Source organism: Formosa sejongensis, assembly GCF_033447105.1.
Taxonomy (GTDB): Bacteria; Bacteroidota; Bacteroidia; order Flavobacteriales; family Flavobacteriaceae; genus Formosa.
In genome coordinates this window covers 202,925-218,355 of record NZ_JAWQUN010000003.1, presented here as the reverse complement: position 1 = coordinate 218,355, position 15,431 = coordinate 202,925, and the positions used below count along the sequence as shown (strand labels likewise).

General features: G+C 33.5%; 14 protein-coding genes. 8 read left to right on the top strand and 6 right to left on the bottom strand.

Annotation, left to right across the window (positions count from 1 at the left end; translation table 11 throughout):
- Positions 1-26: 26 nt before the first annotated feature.
- The gene (locus tag R6X41_RS05040; RefSeq protein WP_318498039.1) at positions 27-1,226 is read right to left on the bottom strand and encodes an OmpA family protein; all 1,200 of its coding nucleotides are present in this window, start codon (positions 1,224-1,226) and stop codon (positions 27-29) included.
- 174 nt (positions 1,227-1,400) lie between these two features.
- Between R6X41_RS05040 and R6X41_RS05035 the strand changes: the two genes are divergently transcribed.
- Entirely contained in the window at positions 1,401-1,928 is a 528-nt protein-coding gene (locus tag R6X41_RS05035) for a DUF8685 domain-containing protein (RefSeq protein ID WP_318498037.1), read from the top strand.
- Positions 1,929-2,313: 385 nt separating this feature from the next.
- On the opposite strand, the gene R6X41_RS05030 is transcribed toward R6X41_RS05035, so the two are convergent.
- The 3 genes from R6X41_RS05030 to R6X41_RS05020 are packed head-to-tail and all read right to left on the bottom strand — an operon-like array spanning position 2,314 to position 5,360.
- Entirely contained in the window at positions 2,314-3,033 is a 720-nt protein-coding gene (locus R6X41_RS05030) for a hypothetical protein (RefSeq protein ID WP_318498035.1), read from the bottom strand.
- 30 nt (positions 3,034-3,063) lie between these two features.
- Positions 3,064-4,761 carry a gamma-glutamyltransferase gene (gene ggt, locus R6X41_RS05025; RefSeq protein WP_318498033.1) on the bottom strand — a complete coding sequence of 566 codons (1,698 nt, stop codon included), beginning with the start codon at positions 4,759-4,761 and terminating at the stop codon, positions 3,064-3,066.
- Positions 4,758-5,360, bottom strand: a complete 603-nt coding sequence (locus R6X41_RS05020) for an acyl carrier protein phosphodiesterase (protein WP_318498032.1) — start codon at positions 5,358-5,360, stop codon at positions 4,758-4,760. The genes ggt and R6X41_RS05020 overlap by 4 nt, the downstream gene beginning before the upstream one ends.
- Before the next feature lie 74 nt (positions 5,361-5,434).
- On the opposite strand from R6X41_RS05020, the gene glmM reads away from it, so the two are divergent.
- Positions 5,435-6,823 (top strand): phosphoglucosamine mutase, encoded by a 1,389-nt coding sequence (glmM, locus tag R6X41_RS05015; protein WP_318498030.1) that lies wholly within the window; start codon positions 5,435-5,437, stop codon positions 6,821-6,823.
- Positions 6,824-7,137: 314 nt separating this feature from the next.
- Here the strand turns inward: glmM and R6X41_RS05010 are convergent, their stop codons facing one another.
- The gene (locus R6X41_RS05010) at positions 7,138-8,028 is read right to left on the bottom strand and encodes a lysophospholipid acyltransferase family protein (protein WP_318498028.1); all 891 of its coding nucleotides are present in this window, start codon (positions 8,026-8,028) and stop codon (positions 7,138-7,140) included.
- Positions 8,029-8,090: 62 nt separating this feature from the next.
- On the opposite strand from R6X41_RS05010, the gene R6X41_RS05005 reads away from it, so the two are divergent.
- Entirely contained in the window at positions 8,091-8,744 is a 654-nt protein-coding gene (locus R6X41_RS05005; RefSeq protein WP_318498026.1) for a rhomboid family intramembrane serine protease, read from the top strand.
- 222 nt (positions 8,745-8,966) lie between these two features.
- Here R6X41_RS05005 and R6X41_RS05000 read toward each other — a convergent pair whose 3' ends face one another.
- Entirely contained in the window at positions 8,967-10,088 is a 1,122-nt protein-coding gene (locus R6X41_RS05000; protein WP_318498024.1) for a redoxin domain-containing protein, read from the bottom strand.
- Between the two features lie 114 nt (positions 10,089-10,202).
- On the opposite strand from R6X41_RS05000, the gene mnmE reads away from it, so the two are divergent.
- The 5 genes from mnmE to R6X41_RS04975 all read left to right on the top strand — a co-directional run bounded on the left by mnmE (position 10,203) and on the right by R6X41_RS04975 (position 15,408).
- Entirely contained in the window at positions 10,203-11,597 is a 1,395-nt protein-coding gene (mnmE, locus tag R6X41_RS04995) for a tRNA uridine-5-carboxymethylaminomethyl(34) synthesis GTPase MnmE (protein WP_318498023.1), read from the top strand.
- A 255-nt stretch (positions 11,598-11,852) separates the two neighbouring features.
- A complete protein-coding gene (locus R6X41_RS04990; protein ID WP_318498022.1) occupies positions 11,853-12,212 on the top strand; it encodes a helix-turn-helix domain-containing protein in 360 nt (119 codons plus the stop codon).
- Between the two features lie 38 nt (positions 12,213-12,250).
- On the top strand, positions 12,251-12,670 hold the full coding sequence (locus R6X41_RS04985; protein WP_318498020.1) for a phage integrase SAM-like domain-containing protein: 420 nt from the start codon (positions 12,251-12,253) through the stop codon (positions 12,668-12,670).
- A complete protein-coding gene (locus R6X41_RS04980; protein ID WP_318498018.1) occupies positions 12,667-12,900 on the top strand; it encodes a substrate-binding domain-containing protein in 234 nt (77 codons plus the stop codon). The genes R6X41_RS04985 and R6X41_RS04980 overlap by 4 nt, the downstream gene beginning before the upstream one ends.
- Positions 12,901-13,302: 402 nt before the next feature.
- Positions 13,303-15,408 (top strand): bifunctional aldolase/short-chain dehydrogenase, encoded by a 2,106-nt coding sequence (locus tag R6X41_RS04975; protein WP_318498017.1) that lies wholly within the window; start codon positions 13,303-13,305, stop codon positions 15,406-15,408.
- Positions 15,409-15,431 lie beyond the last annotated feature (23 nt).

Below are 15,431 nucleotides of genomic sequence, written 5' to 3'. Positions count from 1 at the left end.
GCTTAAATATATATTTATAAGAAAGGTTATTTATTTGTTACACGCATTACAATTCTTCTGTTTTGCGCTTGTCCTTCTTCAGTATCGTTAGTAGCTACAGGATGTTGTTCTCCATAACCTTCTGCAGATAAACGTTTAGGATCTATTCCCATAACTATTATTTCTGTTACTACGTTTTGTGCACGGTCCTCAGATAATTTTAAATTGAAGTCTGGATCTCTAGTATTATCTGTATACCCTTCAATTCTAATGGTAGTATTTGGATACGCATTTAAAATATCTACCAAGTTTTTTAGCTGAACTTGAGATTCAGGTAAAAGTTTAGCTTCTGCAACAGGGAATAATAATCCATCGAAATCAAACAAAGTGTTTTTGTCTATTACATTTTCTGGGTTAGCCAACCAAGTGCTTAAACTACTTTCTAAACCTAAATTATAGACTTTAAAAGTAGTGCCATTAGGTAACGTTATTTTAGTTTTTGTATCCTTAATTAAAGGCTCAATAGGTTCTTGTAATGTTGTCGGAATGTGCTCTGGAATGATTGGCATATTAGGCTCTCCATCACCCTCTCTCATTAAGTAAAATAAGAGTAAGGCGGCAACAAAAATTAAGAATGGTAAAATCCATCTAGGTTTAGCAGACTCTACAGACTTCTTTTTAGGCGTTTTAATTTTAGCTTTAACTTCAGTTTTTAACATTTTATTTTTAGCAAATAAGGCGTTTAATCCAGTAGGGACGTTTTTTTGTATGTCGTCTTTTTCGGCATTCAACGTTTTTATTAAGCGACTAGAATCATAGCCAGATTTCCGAATATAAGCTAGAAATAGAGGTGCAGCCATTAGTAATAAACGGGAAATGGATGTCTTTTTTACTCCTGATTCATTTCCTAAAATATCAAATAATTTAGATTGTTGACTTCCGAAAAGGAGGTTTAACATGCTGGTTCCAGCTTCTAATGTAGATTCATTTCTTTTGTCTGTAAGTAATGTTGGTAAACTTGAAAGGGTAGCTGAAGCGTCAAAATTCTTGTGGTTGGCAAGATTTATAACGTTATCAATTACAGTGGTATCGTTTACATTATTAAGCAATCCGTTTAAAAGTGTAGGTATAGATATAGAGATGGCATTAAAAACACCAGTTTCTGATTCTCCTAAAGTTTCTGAGGCCTGTGTAATTAAGTCTGGAGTGATATAATTGCTCAAAGATTTTAATAAATTGTCATCCATGTTAATTAAGTTAGTTGTTTAATCAAAATTAGTAAATATTATCATTTGAATTTGAATTTCACAAGGATTTTAAATTAATATGTAAGAAAATTATTTCATTTAGAAGTTTAAATTGATATCAATTCCTATTCGTTTTTCTGAAATTTTCACTACACTTGTTTAAAATATCGACTTATGAAATTACTAGCAATTGGATCAAGAATCAATCATTCTGAATTTGGAAAAGGTGTAATTACAAACGTGACTTCTACAGCGTATTGGGTGACTTTTATTGAAAACGGATTGGAAACAATTTCCCTTGATGCTGAATTTGATATTATAGAAGCCGCCGACTCACAAGATTTAGATACCGTTAGTTTTTATGATGTAGAGCGTTCCTTGAAACATATTTTGAAAACATATAGCGATGTGAGTGAGATTATACCAATTGCAGATAAATGGAAAGGGGGAACTTTGGTCTTACAACCCGGAGATCGTAATCTTCAAGAAAAGGAAATTCCAATTGATTCTTTTTTTAGTAAAATAATAATGGTTAGGGATCGCTTGCGTGTTATGGAGCAAAAAGTGAATTCTAGTAATTTAGATGCTCAAGAAAAAGTAGATTTACAACAATATATTACAAGAATATACGGCAGTTTAACGACGTTTAATGTGTTATTTAAGTCTAAAAACCAACAGTTTGTTGGTCAAAAAAGTAAATAGAAGTAGACTAGATTTCAGTTTTTAAATCAATCGTGTCATAAATATAATTATATGTTCATTTTTTTCATTGATAAAAAGATCCTTCGACTTCGCTCTGGATAAACCAAGCCAAAAAAAATCTAGGCTTACGAACTTTTATCTAAATTTTTCGTTCACCATCTAAATTTAAAGAACTCGCTATTAAAAATCAACAGGGATAAATACATTCGATTAGCTCAAACAGCTTTAAATTTTATGATACTTTCACTTCAAATTTTACAATAAATTTTCGATAGGCCAGCCAAAAAACATAATCTAACTTATATAGAAATAGCACCTCGCACAGCACAAGTAATTTCGTAAATTCAACAGCTGTACATCTTTTTAAAAAATAGAGAGTAATCGTTTATAATGCTATTGTTTTTAAATTTGTGATTTCTAATCCCATAAATAACAATTGATGGAATGTTGGGAGTTGTGCTCCACTTTCTGTAGTGACCCAATTGCTCCAAGAGGCTTCCAAACCATCTATTGGTAAAATGGACACCCACATTTTAAAAGCGGTTGGTTTATAATCAGCATCTAAAAGCCACATATACGAGTCGCCAGGTGTACTTCCGCCCGAAGCATAGGAAATTAAAAGTCCTTGTGTGTTATTTTCTAATGGAATTAAACTTCGTGTAGTGCCTGCATCAAACACTTTATAAGGTGCGACTAGCCAGAAGGAATCGTTGTTGAAATAGTCTACAGCTTTATCAATATATTCCATAGCAACTTTAGTATTCAAGGTGTCTTTGTCTACGATAACTGTACTTAATTCAGGTGTGTTTATTAGTAAATCTACTTGCACATATTTCCAATAGACGGCACAGAAATTTTCATTTTTTTTCCATTTGTAATGATGCCGATTCGCAAAGGTCCATTCAATATAATTTGTATTTTCGTAAGCCTTGTAATCTAGTGCCTCCAGCATTTTACTCGCGACTTCGTCAGCTACTTCGGTTGGCGTTCCTATAGGTAAATCTTCATTGTTTTTATAATATAGATATCCGAAAAACAACAAACTTGGTAAGGTGAGGAAGACAATAATTCCACCACATATTTTTAGAATTTTCTTTGGAGACATACGTATGTTTTAATGTTGCGAAATTACGGATTAAAATCCAAATGCAGTATCGTCTCCACGATAATCTGCTCCTGCTTCTAAATCGCCATTTTTCAATTTTAAAATACCATCTACACGACCAATAATAGGGGAATCTTCTTCGTTTATGAGGTAGCCTTTTGCTTCTAATTCAGATATCGTTTCTCTACTAAATTTATTTGGCTCCATTAATACCTGGTCTGGAAGCCATTGGTGATGAAAACGTGGCGCATTTACGGCTTCTTGCATTCCCATATTAAACTCGTGAATATTTAAAATGGTTTGTAATACGCACGTAATTATGGTTGAACCTCCGGGCGTCCCAACGGTCATAAACAACTCGCCATCTTTTTCTACAATAGTTGGCGTCATAGAACTTAGCATACGTTTTTGAGGCGCAATGCTATTCGCTTCGGCACCAATAAGGCCGAACATATTTGGTTCTCCAGGTTTGCTGCTAAAATCGTCCATTTCATTATTTAAAAAGAACCCTAATTCTGAACAGTATAATTTAGATCCGTAGGCGCCATTTAAAGTGGTGGTAACTGCAATTGCATTTCCAAATTGGTCGACTATTGAGTAGTGTGTGGTTTCATCGCTTTCAATAAGTTCTACATTACCATGAGTTAAAGACGAAGAGAGTGTTGCTTTATCGAAAGACATATTAGACATTCGGTCTTTAAGATACGTATCGCTTAATAATTTTTCTGTAGGTATGTCTACAAAATCAGGATCGCCCAAATAGTAACTTCTGTCGGCATATGCACGACGTTCTGCTTCTGTGATTACTTGAATGGCTTTTGTGCTGTTATGCCCATATTCATTTAAATCGTATGGTTCTATCATAGTCATAATTTGACCTAAACAAATTCCTCCGCTAGACGGTGGAGACATGGAGATAATCTTTAAATCGTCGTAATTAAAAACGACCGGGTCTCTCCATTTTGCTTCATAATTCGCTAAATCTTCTTCGGTAATAATACCACCATTATCTTGAATAAAAGTGGCTAAGGTTTTTGCGGTTTCACCTTTATAAAACCCATCTTTACCTTCTTCTAAAATGGTCTCCAAAGTTTGTGCTAAAGCGGGATATTTTATAGTGTCGTTGGCTTTCCAATCGGCATCTAAAATAATAGTATCTGTATTTACTTCTTGAAATAATTTACGATACGACTGAATACGTTTGGCTTGTTTTTCTGTCACAATTACGCCGCGTTTTGCTAAAGCAATTACAGGTTCTAGAATAGTTGCTATGGGTAAAGTGCCAAATTTTTCATGAGCAGCAAACACGCCAGCTATGGTTCCAGGAACGCCAATAGCCATACTTCCTAATGTGCTTTTTTTTGGAATAACATTCCCATTATCGTCTAAATACATGGTTTTTGTCGCAGCCATTGGAGCTTTTTCTCTGTAGTCTAAAGCTCCAATATCACCAGTGTTTAATCGGTACACCATAAATCCGCCACCACCTAAATTGCCGGCATACGGGTAGGCCACGGCCAGCGCTAGTTCTGTGGCCATCATGGCATCGAATACATTTCCACCTTGTTTTAAAATAGAGATTCCAATTAAAGAGGCTTCTTCTCTTGCTGAAACAACCATGGCATGTTCAGCAATAAGGCCTGTAACTATTTCTGGGTTTTGTATTGGTGTTTCTTTACAAGAATAAAAAACTAGAAAGAAAATAAGAGTATAGAAAATGGACTTCATATAGTTTTCAAAAAGGTGTTTAGTTTTGTGTGAGAAAAGTGGCGAAGGTCTTCAAAAAACGAAGTGAATTCAGCTTCAAATTCGTCATAATACATTTCTAATTCATTAACCGCTAGATGCATTTGAGATTTGTTTTTTGTGCGTTTATTCATGCCAATAAGTACGTCTTCGATACCTTCAATAGTCGCATAACTTAGCAGCCAATTGGCTTTAACCATATACGGTAATAGCTGCTGGGTACGTTCGGGTAAATCGTCATAATTATTTTGTAATAGTGTATAAAACCACTGCGCATAATCTGCTAAAGGTGTATCGGAATAATTCGCCCAGTTTTTAGCCAAAAAATGATCATAAAAAATATCGATTATTATACCCGAATAATGGCCGTAATTTCCGTGTAAGCGTTTGGTACTCTGTCTTACGGTAGGATGTGCATCTGTAAACGTATCAATTTGTCTGTGTAGTAAAATTCCAATTTGAATGGCTTTTGGGAATTTTAAATAAGACTTTCCTGTTATACCATTACCATCAGCAATAAAATTTCCGATGGTGATTTTTTCTTGATTTTCTGAAAGATAAATATGCGCCAAATAATTCATTTGGGTAATTTACAAATTCAAAATATAAGAATACCGTATTGAAATATTATATTTGTTGAAACTTTAATTAATTTATGACATTAATCAAATCAATTTCAGGAATACGCGGTACCATTGGTGGTGCTGTTGGAGATAATTTAACCCCAATTGATGCTGTTAAATTTGCGGCAGCTTATGGAACTTGGATCAAGAAACAACGTACTAAAGAAGACTACCGTGTAGTTGTTGGTCGTGATGCTAGAATTTCGGGAGAAATGATTCAGAGTCTAGTTATGAATACCTTAATAGGAATGGGCATTCACGTGATAGATTTAGGTCTGTCTACAACCCCAACCGTTGAGATTGCTGTGCCTTTAGAGCATGCCGATGGGGGTATTATTTTAACAGCAAGCCACAACCCAAAAGAATGGAATGCTTTAAAATTATTAGATGCTAAGGGTGAGTTTTTAAATGCTGAAGAAGGTGCTAAAATCTTAGAATATGCTGAAGCAGATACCGTTCAGTTTGCAGATGTTGATAGTTTAGGTGAAATCACTATAAATGATGCATATATAGATATACATATCGATGAAGTTTTAGATTTGCCATTAGTGAATTTAGACGCCATTAAGAAGGCTAAATTTAAGGTGGTGGTTGATGGTGTGAATTCTACAGGAGGTATTGCCATACCGTTACTTTTAGAACGATTAGGTGTAGAAGCAGTGAAGTTATTTTGTGAGCCAAACGGACATTTTCCGCACAACCCAGAACCCTTAAAAGAACATTTAACAGATTTATCTGAAGCTGTTGTGAAAGAACATGCCGATTTTGGAATTGTAGTCGATCCAGACGTAGACCGTTTAGCTTTTATGGATGAGACTGGTGAAATGTTTGGAGAAGAATATACGCTTGTAGCTTGTGCAGATTATGTTTTGAGTAAAAATCCGGGGAACACGGTAAGTAATATGAGTTCTACACGTGCATTGAGGGATGTTACCGAAAAACATGGTGGAACTTATGAAGCGAGTGCTGTTGGAGAAGTGAATGTGGTAACCTTAATGAAGAAGAATAACGTGGTTATTGGAGGTGAAGGTAACGGAGGCATTATTTACCCAGCGTCCCACTACGGTCGCGATGCTTTTGTTGGAGTGGCGTTATTTTTAAGTTTATTAGCCGAGAAAAAAATGTCGGTTAGTGAATTGAAAGCATCATATCCGCAGTATTATATGAGTAAAAAGAAAATTGCTTTAACGCCTCAGTTAGATGTTGATGGTATTTTAAAAGCAATGGAAGAGAAATATGCTTCGGAAAATATTACCACTATAGATGGTGTGAAAATTGATTTCCCTACCAACTGGGTGCATTTACGTAAAAGTAATACAGAACCTATTATTCGTGTGTATACAGAAGCAGGTTCGCAAACAGAGGCAGATACTTTGGCAGATCGTTTTATTGCAGAGATTTCTAAAATTGCAGGTTTGTAATTAAATCTGGAATATTTAAGAGGGCTTTGGGTTTAGAATGGAGAAATGGGAATCAAGAGTCAAGAATCTAGATTTGATTTTGGTAAAGAAAATAGTTCTAGGATAAATGAAGGATTTGGTGAATTTGTGTGAGACCCTGAACTAAATTCAGGGTGACGTTAAGATTAGAATTAGGTCGTAAGGGAGTTGTTTAACTACGTTTAATCTACGATTTCAGTATCTTAATTGTTTTAAAAGAGCATTTATAATATCCAATTATTCATTCAGTACAATTACTAAAACAAAAAAGACACCTTATTGGGGTGTCTTTTTTGTTATTTAAATTCAGTAGGAACTTTGTCTTTGTGTTTCCAGCGTTTATGTGTCCATAAATAATATTCAGGAGCGTCTTCAATTTGTGCTTCAACCTTTCTTAAGAATAAATCTGTAATCTCGTAATTTTTATATTCTTTAGCATTTTCAGCCAACAATTCAAAGGTTGTTTCGTAATGTCCACGTTTTAATCGTTTCACCCTAAAAAAAACAACTGACATATCTAAACGTTTAGAAAGCATTTCGGCTCCCGTATAAACGGGTACTTTAATCCCCATAAACTCTGTCCAATAATGAGCACCCTGTATTTTAGGTGATTGATCTGAAACAAATCCGCAAATAGTTAAATTACCATTAACCTTAGCCCTCATAAGTGTAGGTACGGTTTCTTTTGTGGTAATTAAATAGCTGTTATATCTTGCCCGGATTCTTTTGAACAATTTATCAAAGTAAGGATTTCTTAATTTTTTATAAACGGCGTACCCTTTAACATCGACATAGGATTGAAGTACAAAAATCCATTCCCAACTTCCATAATGAGCACACATTAAAGCAATACTTTTATCTTTGTCTAATAAACCCTGTATGACATCTAATCCTTGAAATTGAAAACGTTTTTTCATTTCATCTTCAGAAATAGATAAGGATTTCATGGCTTCAACAGTCATGTCGCATAAGTGATGATAAAAGGCTTTAGTGATGCGTTTTTTCTCGGCTTCGGATGTATTAGGAAAAACCAAATCTAAATTATACTTAACTGTTTTTCTTCTATAACCAACAACATAGTATAGTAAGAGATATAAAAAATCTGAGAAAGCGTATAACAATCTAAACGGAAGTATGGAAATGAGCCAAATAAATGGATAAACAATAATATAAGCGAGGAATTGCATTATTTAGTTTTAGTTTTGCAAAAACAAATATATAGTATATTTGAAAGATAAGATTAGAGTTTATGGGTAATTTAAGTTTAGTGACTATTGTAATTATTGCAGCCAACGTGATTATCTCGTTGAAAGGGTTTAACGATTTCTCGTTTTTCGAAAAATATAAATTCAATGTTGGAGCCATAAATCGTGGTGAAAAAATCAGAATATTTAGCTCAGGATTTTTACATGTAGATACCACACATTTATTTTTTAATATGTTTACGCTTTACTTTTTTGCCGATGTTGTAGTGTCTTATTTAGGCAATTTCAATTTTATAGTCGTGTATTTAGTTAGTTTAGTTTTAGGGAGTTTATTGTCTTTATATCTTCATAAAAACGAATATGAGTATAGTGCAGTAGGTGCAAGTGGTGCGGTAACGGGAATATTATATTCTGCAATATTATTAGAACCTAATATGAGTTTATATATGTTCTTTATTCCCATCCCAATTCCTGCTTATGTGTTTGGTATTGGTTATTTACTGTATTCTATTTATGGTATGAAAAATCGTATTGGAAATATTGGTCACGATGCCCATTTTGGGGGTGCGATAGGTGGCTATATTACCACTTTAATATTATTACCTATGTTGTTTAAAACCGATTTATTTATGATTGGTTTATTGGCTATTCCTATTGTTATTCTCTTTGTAATGCATAAAACAGGGAAGCTGAGTTAATTATTTAGGAGACAGGATTCAAGAGAGAATAGAGAATAGAGAATATAAAATAGAGGATAGAATCAATAATCAGGATTCAAGAGAGAATTGGGGATTGAGAGGCAGGAGACTAGGTTTATATTGCTATTGATATCTAGAATTAATTTTTACCTAAAACTTAAAAAAGCCTTCATATTACATTTAATATGAAGGCTTTTTTGTTTAATAAATTGAATTATAAATTTAGTTTAATAATTCAGCAATTTTAGCCTCTAAAGCTTGTCCTCTTAAACCTGAAGCAACAATTTTACCTTGAGCATCAAGAATATACGTTGCTGGAATAGAACGGATATTGAATTGCTTTACGATAGGATCGTTAAAATAGTCTAAGTTAGATATTTGGGGCCATGTTAAACCATCTTTTTCGATAGCAGCAATCCATTCGGCTTTAGGATCTTTTTGTCTTGGAGTTCCGTCTAAAGATACACCTAAAATTTCTAAACCTTTATCGTGATATTTATTATAAACGTTCACTAAGTTCGGATTTTCTTTTCTACAAGGTCCACACCATGCAGCCCAAAAATCGATGATTGTTACTTTTCCTTTAACCTCGTTTAAAGAGATTGTTTTTCCTTCAGGGTTAGGAGCAGAGAAGTCTTCAACAACACTTCCTATTGCAGTAGAACCTTCAGCTTTTAAAGCATCACCTACTGTTATTCCAGCACGAGTTTCTTTTAATCGTGGAGTAAAATTATCGTAGATAGCTTGTTTTTGTTCAAATGTTATATTCGTATTTGCTAAATGACGTTCTAAAATTAAAGCAGATACTACAGCATCGTTGTTTAATTTCATAAAATCGATATCGTGTTCTAAGTTAGCATCAACCATAGTTTTGTAACGGTTTTGAATATCTACAGCTAAAACAGAATCTTGAGTTTGTTGAGCTGTTCTAAACTCTTCACTTAAAGCTTGATTCGTTTTTTGTAAGTCTATCATATAATCCTGAAAGACATTAAAGGCATCATTTTCTTTACTTCCTTTAAAACGTGTATTAAAAATACTATCTGAATTAATGCTAGCAGTTAAATCTTCATTTTCTAAAATTAAAGGAATATTTCCACGAACAGTTTCAATTGCCATAAAATATATGTCTGGAGATGTAACCGATCCTTCAAAATGGGCTTTACCATCGGTAATAACTGTTGAATCAATTACCACTTGAGTTTGACCTTCTGCTTTAAATAATTTTACAGTTTTACCGTTTACAGCATCGTTAAATGTGGTGTTAAGAGTAAATCCATCTTTTTCCTTAGCACAAGAAAATGCTAAAGCTACTAAACCTAGTAGAGCAATCTTTTTAAACATATTGAGTTGTTTTATAATTTATGGCAAATATAATAGAATAAAAGCTGAATTTCTGTTAAGATTTAGATAAGACTATATCTATATATTTTTAATGAATATGTTTACTTTTGTAACATGAATTATAACGATACAATTATTGCATTAGCAACACCTTCTGGAGCGGGAGCTATTGCGGTTATGCGATTATCTGGTAAAGATGCCATCAGTTTAGCTAGCAATGCCTTTAAATCAGTTAGCGGAAAAAAATTAGAAAATCAGCTTACACATACCATTCATTTAGGACATGTTTTAGATGGGAAAAGGGTAATCGATGAGGTTTTGGTATCTATTTTCAAGAATCCCAAATCGTATACAGGCGAAGATGTTATCGAAATATCATGTCATGGCTCGCAATATATTCAACAAGAAATCATTCAATTATTCCTTAGAAAAGGATGCCGGATGGCAGATGCAGGAGAATTTACCTTACGCGCCTTTTTAAATGGGAAATTAGATTTAAGTCAGGCGGAAGCTGTGGCTGATTTAATTTCGAGTGATAATGAAGCGTCTCACCAAATTGCTATGCAACAAATGCGTGGTGGATTTTCTTCGGAAATTGCTAAACTTCGTGAAGAGCTTTTAAACTTTGCATCGTTAATAGAATTAGAATTAGATTTTGCAGAAGAAGATGTCGCTTTTGCCGATCGTTCACAATTCAGAGAACTCATAACTCGAATTACATTTGTATTGAAACGTTTAATCGATTCGTTTGCTGTTGGAAATGTGATTAAAAACGGAATTCCAGTCGCCATCGTAGGAGAACCTAATGTTGGAAAATCGACGTTACTGAATGCCCTTTTAAACGAAGAACGCGCCATAGTTAGTGAAATAGCAGGAACAACGCGTGATACTATTGAAGATGAATTAAGTATTGGAGGAATTGGTTTCCGATTTATAGATACAGCTGGGATTCGAGAAACTACAGATATTGTTGAAGGTTTAGGAATTAAGAAAACCTTCGAAAAAATTGAACAATCTCAGGTTGTGGTGTTTTTAGCCGACGGAACCAAATTAGACTCCGAAACAAAGATTCATGTCTTTAAAATTGAAATTGAAAAAGTCAAAAATAAGTATCCGTTAAAACCAATGGTGATTATCGTAAATAAAGTCGATCAATTATCTGAAGCGACTATTTCTCATTTAAAAGAAGTGCTTCCAGAACTTCACTTATTATCGGCTAAAACAGGTTTGGGTGTAGAAGAATTAAAAACAAAACTTCTAGAGTTTGTAAATACTGGAGCTTTAAGAAACAACGAAACGATTGTTACGAACACCAGACATTACGATGCCCTATTAAAAGCATTTGAAGAAATTCAAAAAGTACAACACGGATTAGATACTGATTTGTCTAGCGATTTAATGGCCATAGATATCCGTGAAGCCTTGTATCATTTTGGAGTAATTACCGGTCAGGTTACTAACGATGAATTGTTAGGTAATATATTTGCGAATTTTTGCATCGGTAAGTAATAATTATTCTTACATGTCTTTATTTGTTTTTATTTAGCTAGTAATCAGTTGTTTGTGTGAATAGGTGATTTCTTAACTTTTCTTATTCAAGCTTTTATTTTCTATATTATTACACCTTTTTTCTTTAAGCTTATAAGAGGTGTAATTTTTTACACCTAATTGGTGGTAATTTGGCCAAAATGGCACTTAACGACTCTTAATTACACTTAACGACACTTAATGCGGCCAAATTACTGAGATAATTCTTAAAATTTCATGAGTATTAATTTAGAAGTACAGCGCATTTGTGAATCCTATAAAGTGGTTTTTATAGCAAAAACGACTAAGACAAAATACTGTTCATTAAGATGTAATAGCAGACATTACAAAGAAAAAACACGTTCACAAAAAATTACAATTAGTAATAAAGAAAGTGTTAAAACTGCAACTATAGAATTACAGATTTTAAAGTTGAAAGAATTTTTGACAGTTAAAGAAGCTTCAGTTCTACTTAATTGCTCAAAACGTAGTGTGTACAGTTATATTAAATCTGACAGTATCATTTCAAATAATTTCGGACAAAGATTACTCAGAATTAGACGGGTAGATTTGGAAGATTATTTCAATAGAAAGTGACTTTAGTTAGATATCATTCTTCTTAAAAAAATATTATTATGAAAATTAGTCTTAAAAAAAAGAAACTTACTTCAGGAAGATTGAGTTTGTACTTAGAGTATTATAAAGGATATTCTATAGATAGTAATGGGAGAAAGAAGCATGATAGAAGTTTTGAGTATTTGAAGCTATATTTATATGAAAACCCCTCAACAACTCAAGAGAAAAACGAAAATAAGGAAACCTTAAACCTGGCCAAAAATATACTTACTCTAAAAAATGCAGAGCTTATAAAAGGAGAATTCAACATGGCTGATAGTAATAAGGGTAAAGTGTTGTTCTTAGATTATTATAATAAGTTAAAAGAAGAACGATACGAAAGTAAAGGGAATTATGATAATTGGGATGCAGCTTTGAAACATCTTGAGCGATTTTGCTCGCCTAGTTTAGCTATTAAGGATATAGATGAAGGGTTGTGAAAGGGTATAAAAAGTACCTTGATAAGGTTGCCAAAACACCTTTTTTTAAATATACAAAACCGTCTATAACCTGTATAAATCAGCATATTGTGTTTATGGGGAAAACGGCTGTTGAAATCTTAATTACAAAAATCGAACAGCCTATCACTTCGGAATATGTTTTTGAAACTAAAATAATTAAAACCACGCTTATCGAAAGGAACAGTACAAAACCGTTACTTATAAAATAGATTGCTAATGCTTCTAATTTATTTTTATCATTGAATCTTTCTGAAAACAGGGAGTAAGGATTAAAAATCGTAATTTAATGAAATCTAAAACGTTTTGTAGTATTAGATTTGATTAATTATCACCTCTTTTTTTTCTTTATTAGTTGATAAATCAATCATTTTTTCTCAAGTTTTTCCTTTAGTTTCTGAAAGAAATTTCTCTACAAAGAATACCATTAATCCGTAGATTCAATATACCAATCCATGGTTAATTTTTTTTAATTAAATAAATTTATGGCATGATTGTCTTCTATGTTTATTCGTGATATTGATATTTTTTATAAAATAATTTAGATATCAGTACAGTTCAGGATTGCTAATTATTAATGGTATTATAAATTAGCGGTATATATCACAATAAATATGGAAAACCTGATAAAACAATTTAACCACGTAGATTACCTCTGGGATGAAAAGAAAGCTGCAGAATTCGGAGACGATCAAGTTGGTTTATTTCTATACAGATCTAATATCTTAGGAGCCGATTTAAGAATTACTAATTATGGAGGAGGTAATACGAGCTGTAAAACAATAGAAAAAGACCCTTTAACAAATGAAGATGTAGAAGTCATGTGGGTAAAAGGTTCTGGAGGAGATATCGGAACATTAACAAGAGCAGGGATTGCAGGTTTGTATACTAAACGTTTACGTGACTTAAAGAATGTATACGGCGGACTAGAAGATGAAGATCGTATGGTCGGGTTATTTAATCATTGTATTTACGATTTAAATAGCAAAGCACCTTCAATTGATACACCATTACACGGTTTGTTACCTTTTAAACATATAGATCATTTACATCCAGATGCACTTATCGCTGTAGCTGCAGCTAAAGATAGCGAGCAAGTCACTAAAGATATTTGGGGAGATACAATGGGGTGGGTGCCTTGGCAAAAACCAGGTTTCGATTTAGGACTTCAACTAGAAAAATGTCTTGCAGATAACCCCGGAATTCGTGGTATCGTTTTAGGTTCTCATGGTTTATTTACATGGGGAGACACTTCCTACGAATCATATATTAATAGTTTAGAGGTTATTGAAATGGCCTCAGAGTATATTGAAAAGAAAACGAAAGAAAAAGGGACGGTTTTTGGCGGACAAAAAGTAGAAAGCTTAGAAGCATCAGAACGTTTAGAGAAAGCCGCTCAAATCATGCCGTTATTAAGAGGGTTGTGCTCTTCAGAAAACGGAATGATTGGTCATTTCTCAGATAGCGACGTCGTTTTAGAATATATAAATAGTAATGATTTAGAACGATTGGCTCCTATGGGAACGTCTTGTCCAGATCATTTTTTACGTACAAAAATTCAACCTTTAGTATTAATATTAGATAAAAATGAAGATTTATCGGATGCAGCTGCTATTCTTAAAAAATTAGAACCAGCTTTTGAAGCGTATAGACAAGAATATGTTGACTATTATAATACGTGTAAAAAAGATAATAGTCCAGCGATTCGTGATTCTAATCCTGTAATAATTATTTATCCAGGTGTAGGGATGTTTAGTTTTGCAAAAAACAAACAAACCACACGAGTAGCAAGTGAATTTTATATCAATGCCATTAACGTTATGCGTGGAGCAGAAGCAATCACGGCATACACGTCTTTACCAAGACAAGAGGCTTTTGATATTGAATATTGGTTGTTAGAAGAGGCTAAATTACAACGTATGCCTAAAGAGCAACCGTTATCTAGAAAAGTAGCCTTTGTTACTGGAGCAGGTGGTGGTATAGGTAAAGCTATAGCCGATAAATTAGCGGCAGAAGGTGCTAATGTTGTACTTACCGATATTAATGAAGATAGTCTTATTGAGGCACATAATACTTACAAAAGAGACGTGTCTACTTATGCAATCTGCGATGTTACTAATACTACATCTATTGCAGATGCCTTTAAGAAAGCAATAGTTGAGTTTGGAGGTGTCGATATTATTGTACATAGTGCAGGGTTGGCGATTTCAAAAGCGTTAGAAGATACAACAGATAAAGATTGGAATATTCTACAAAGTATTTTAGTAAAAGGACAATTCGATTTGGCTAAACAAGCAACTGCTATTATGCGTAAGCAAGGTCTAGGTGGTGATTACATTGCTATTGCTAGTAAAAATGGTTTAGTGGCAGGTCCAAATAATGTAGCTTATGGAACAGCAAAAGCTGCTCAACAACATATGGTTAGATTACTTGCTGCCGAATTAGCAAAAGATAAAATTAGAGTGAATACAGTAAATCCAGATGGTGTTATTGTAGGAAGTAAAATTTGGGAAGGTGCATGGGCCGAAGGTCGTGCTAAAGCAAATGGAATAACCGTAGAAGAATTACCTGCATTTTATGCAAAACGTAATTTATTAAATGAAATTATTACCCCAGCAGATATCGCAAATGGCGTGTTTTCTTTTGTTGGCTTATTAGATAAATCAACCGGAAACATTTTAAATGTCGACGGTGGAATGGCAAATGCGTTTGTAAGATAAATAGATGCAGTACAGTACAATTA

What these genes read in the sequence shown, in the direction of transcription:
- R6X41_RS05040 (WP_318498039.1), bottom strand. Translation starts at nt 1,226, where the DNA reads ATGGATGACAATTTATTAAAATCTTTGAGCAATTATATCACTCCAGAC.
- R6X41_RS05035 (WP_318498037.1), top strand. Translation starts at nt 1,401, where the DNA reads ATGAAATTACTAGCAATTGGATCAAGAATCAATCATTCTGAATTTGGA.
- R6X41_RS05030 (WP_318498035.1), bottom strand. Translation starts at nt 3,033, where the DNA reads ATGTCTCCAAAGAAAATTCTAAAAATATGTGGTGGAATTATTGTCTTC.
- ggt (WP_318498033.1), bottom strand. Translation starts at nt 4,761, where the DNA reads ATGAAGTCCATTTTCTATACTCTTATTTTCTTTCTAGTTTTTTATTCT.
- R6X41_RS05020 (WP_318498032.1), bottom strand. Translation starts at nt 5,360, where the DNA reads ATGAATTATTTGGCGCATATTTATCTTTCAGAAAATCAAGAAAAAATC.
- glmM (WP_318498030.1), top strand. Translation starts at nt 5,435, where the DNA reads ATGACATTAATCAAATCAATTTCAGGAATACGCGGTACCATTGGTGGT.
- R6X41_RS05010 (WP_318498028.1), bottom strand. Translation starts at nt 8,028, where the DNA reads ATGCAATTCCTCGCTTATATTATTGTTTATCCATTTATTTGGCTCATT.
- R6X41_RS05005 (WP_318498026.1), top strand. Translation starts at nt 8,091, where the DNA reads ATGGGTAATTTAAGTTTAGTGACTATTGTAATTATTGCAGCCAACGTG.
- R6X41_RS05000 (WP_318498024.1), bottom strand. Translation starts at nt 10,088, where the DNA reads ATGTTTAAAAAGATTGCTCTACTAGGTTTAGTAGCTTTAGCATTTTCT.
- mnmE (WP_318498023.1), top strand. Translation starts at nt 10,203, where the DNA reads ATGAATTATAACGATACAATTATTGCATTAGCAACACCTTCTGGAGCG.
- R6X41_RS04990 (WP_318498022.1), top strand. Translation starts at nt 11,853, where the DNA reads ATGAGTATTAATTTAGAAGTACAGCGCATTTGTGAATCCTATAAAGTG.
- R6X41_RS04985 (WP_318498020.1), top strand. Translation starts at nt 12,251, where the DNA reads ATGAAAATTAGTCTTAAAAAAAAGAAACTTACTTCAGGAAGATTGAGT.
- R6X41_RS04975 (WP_318498017.1), top strand. Translation starts at nt 13,303, where the DNA reads ATGGAAAACCTGATAAAACAATTTAACCACGTAGATTACCTCTGGGAT.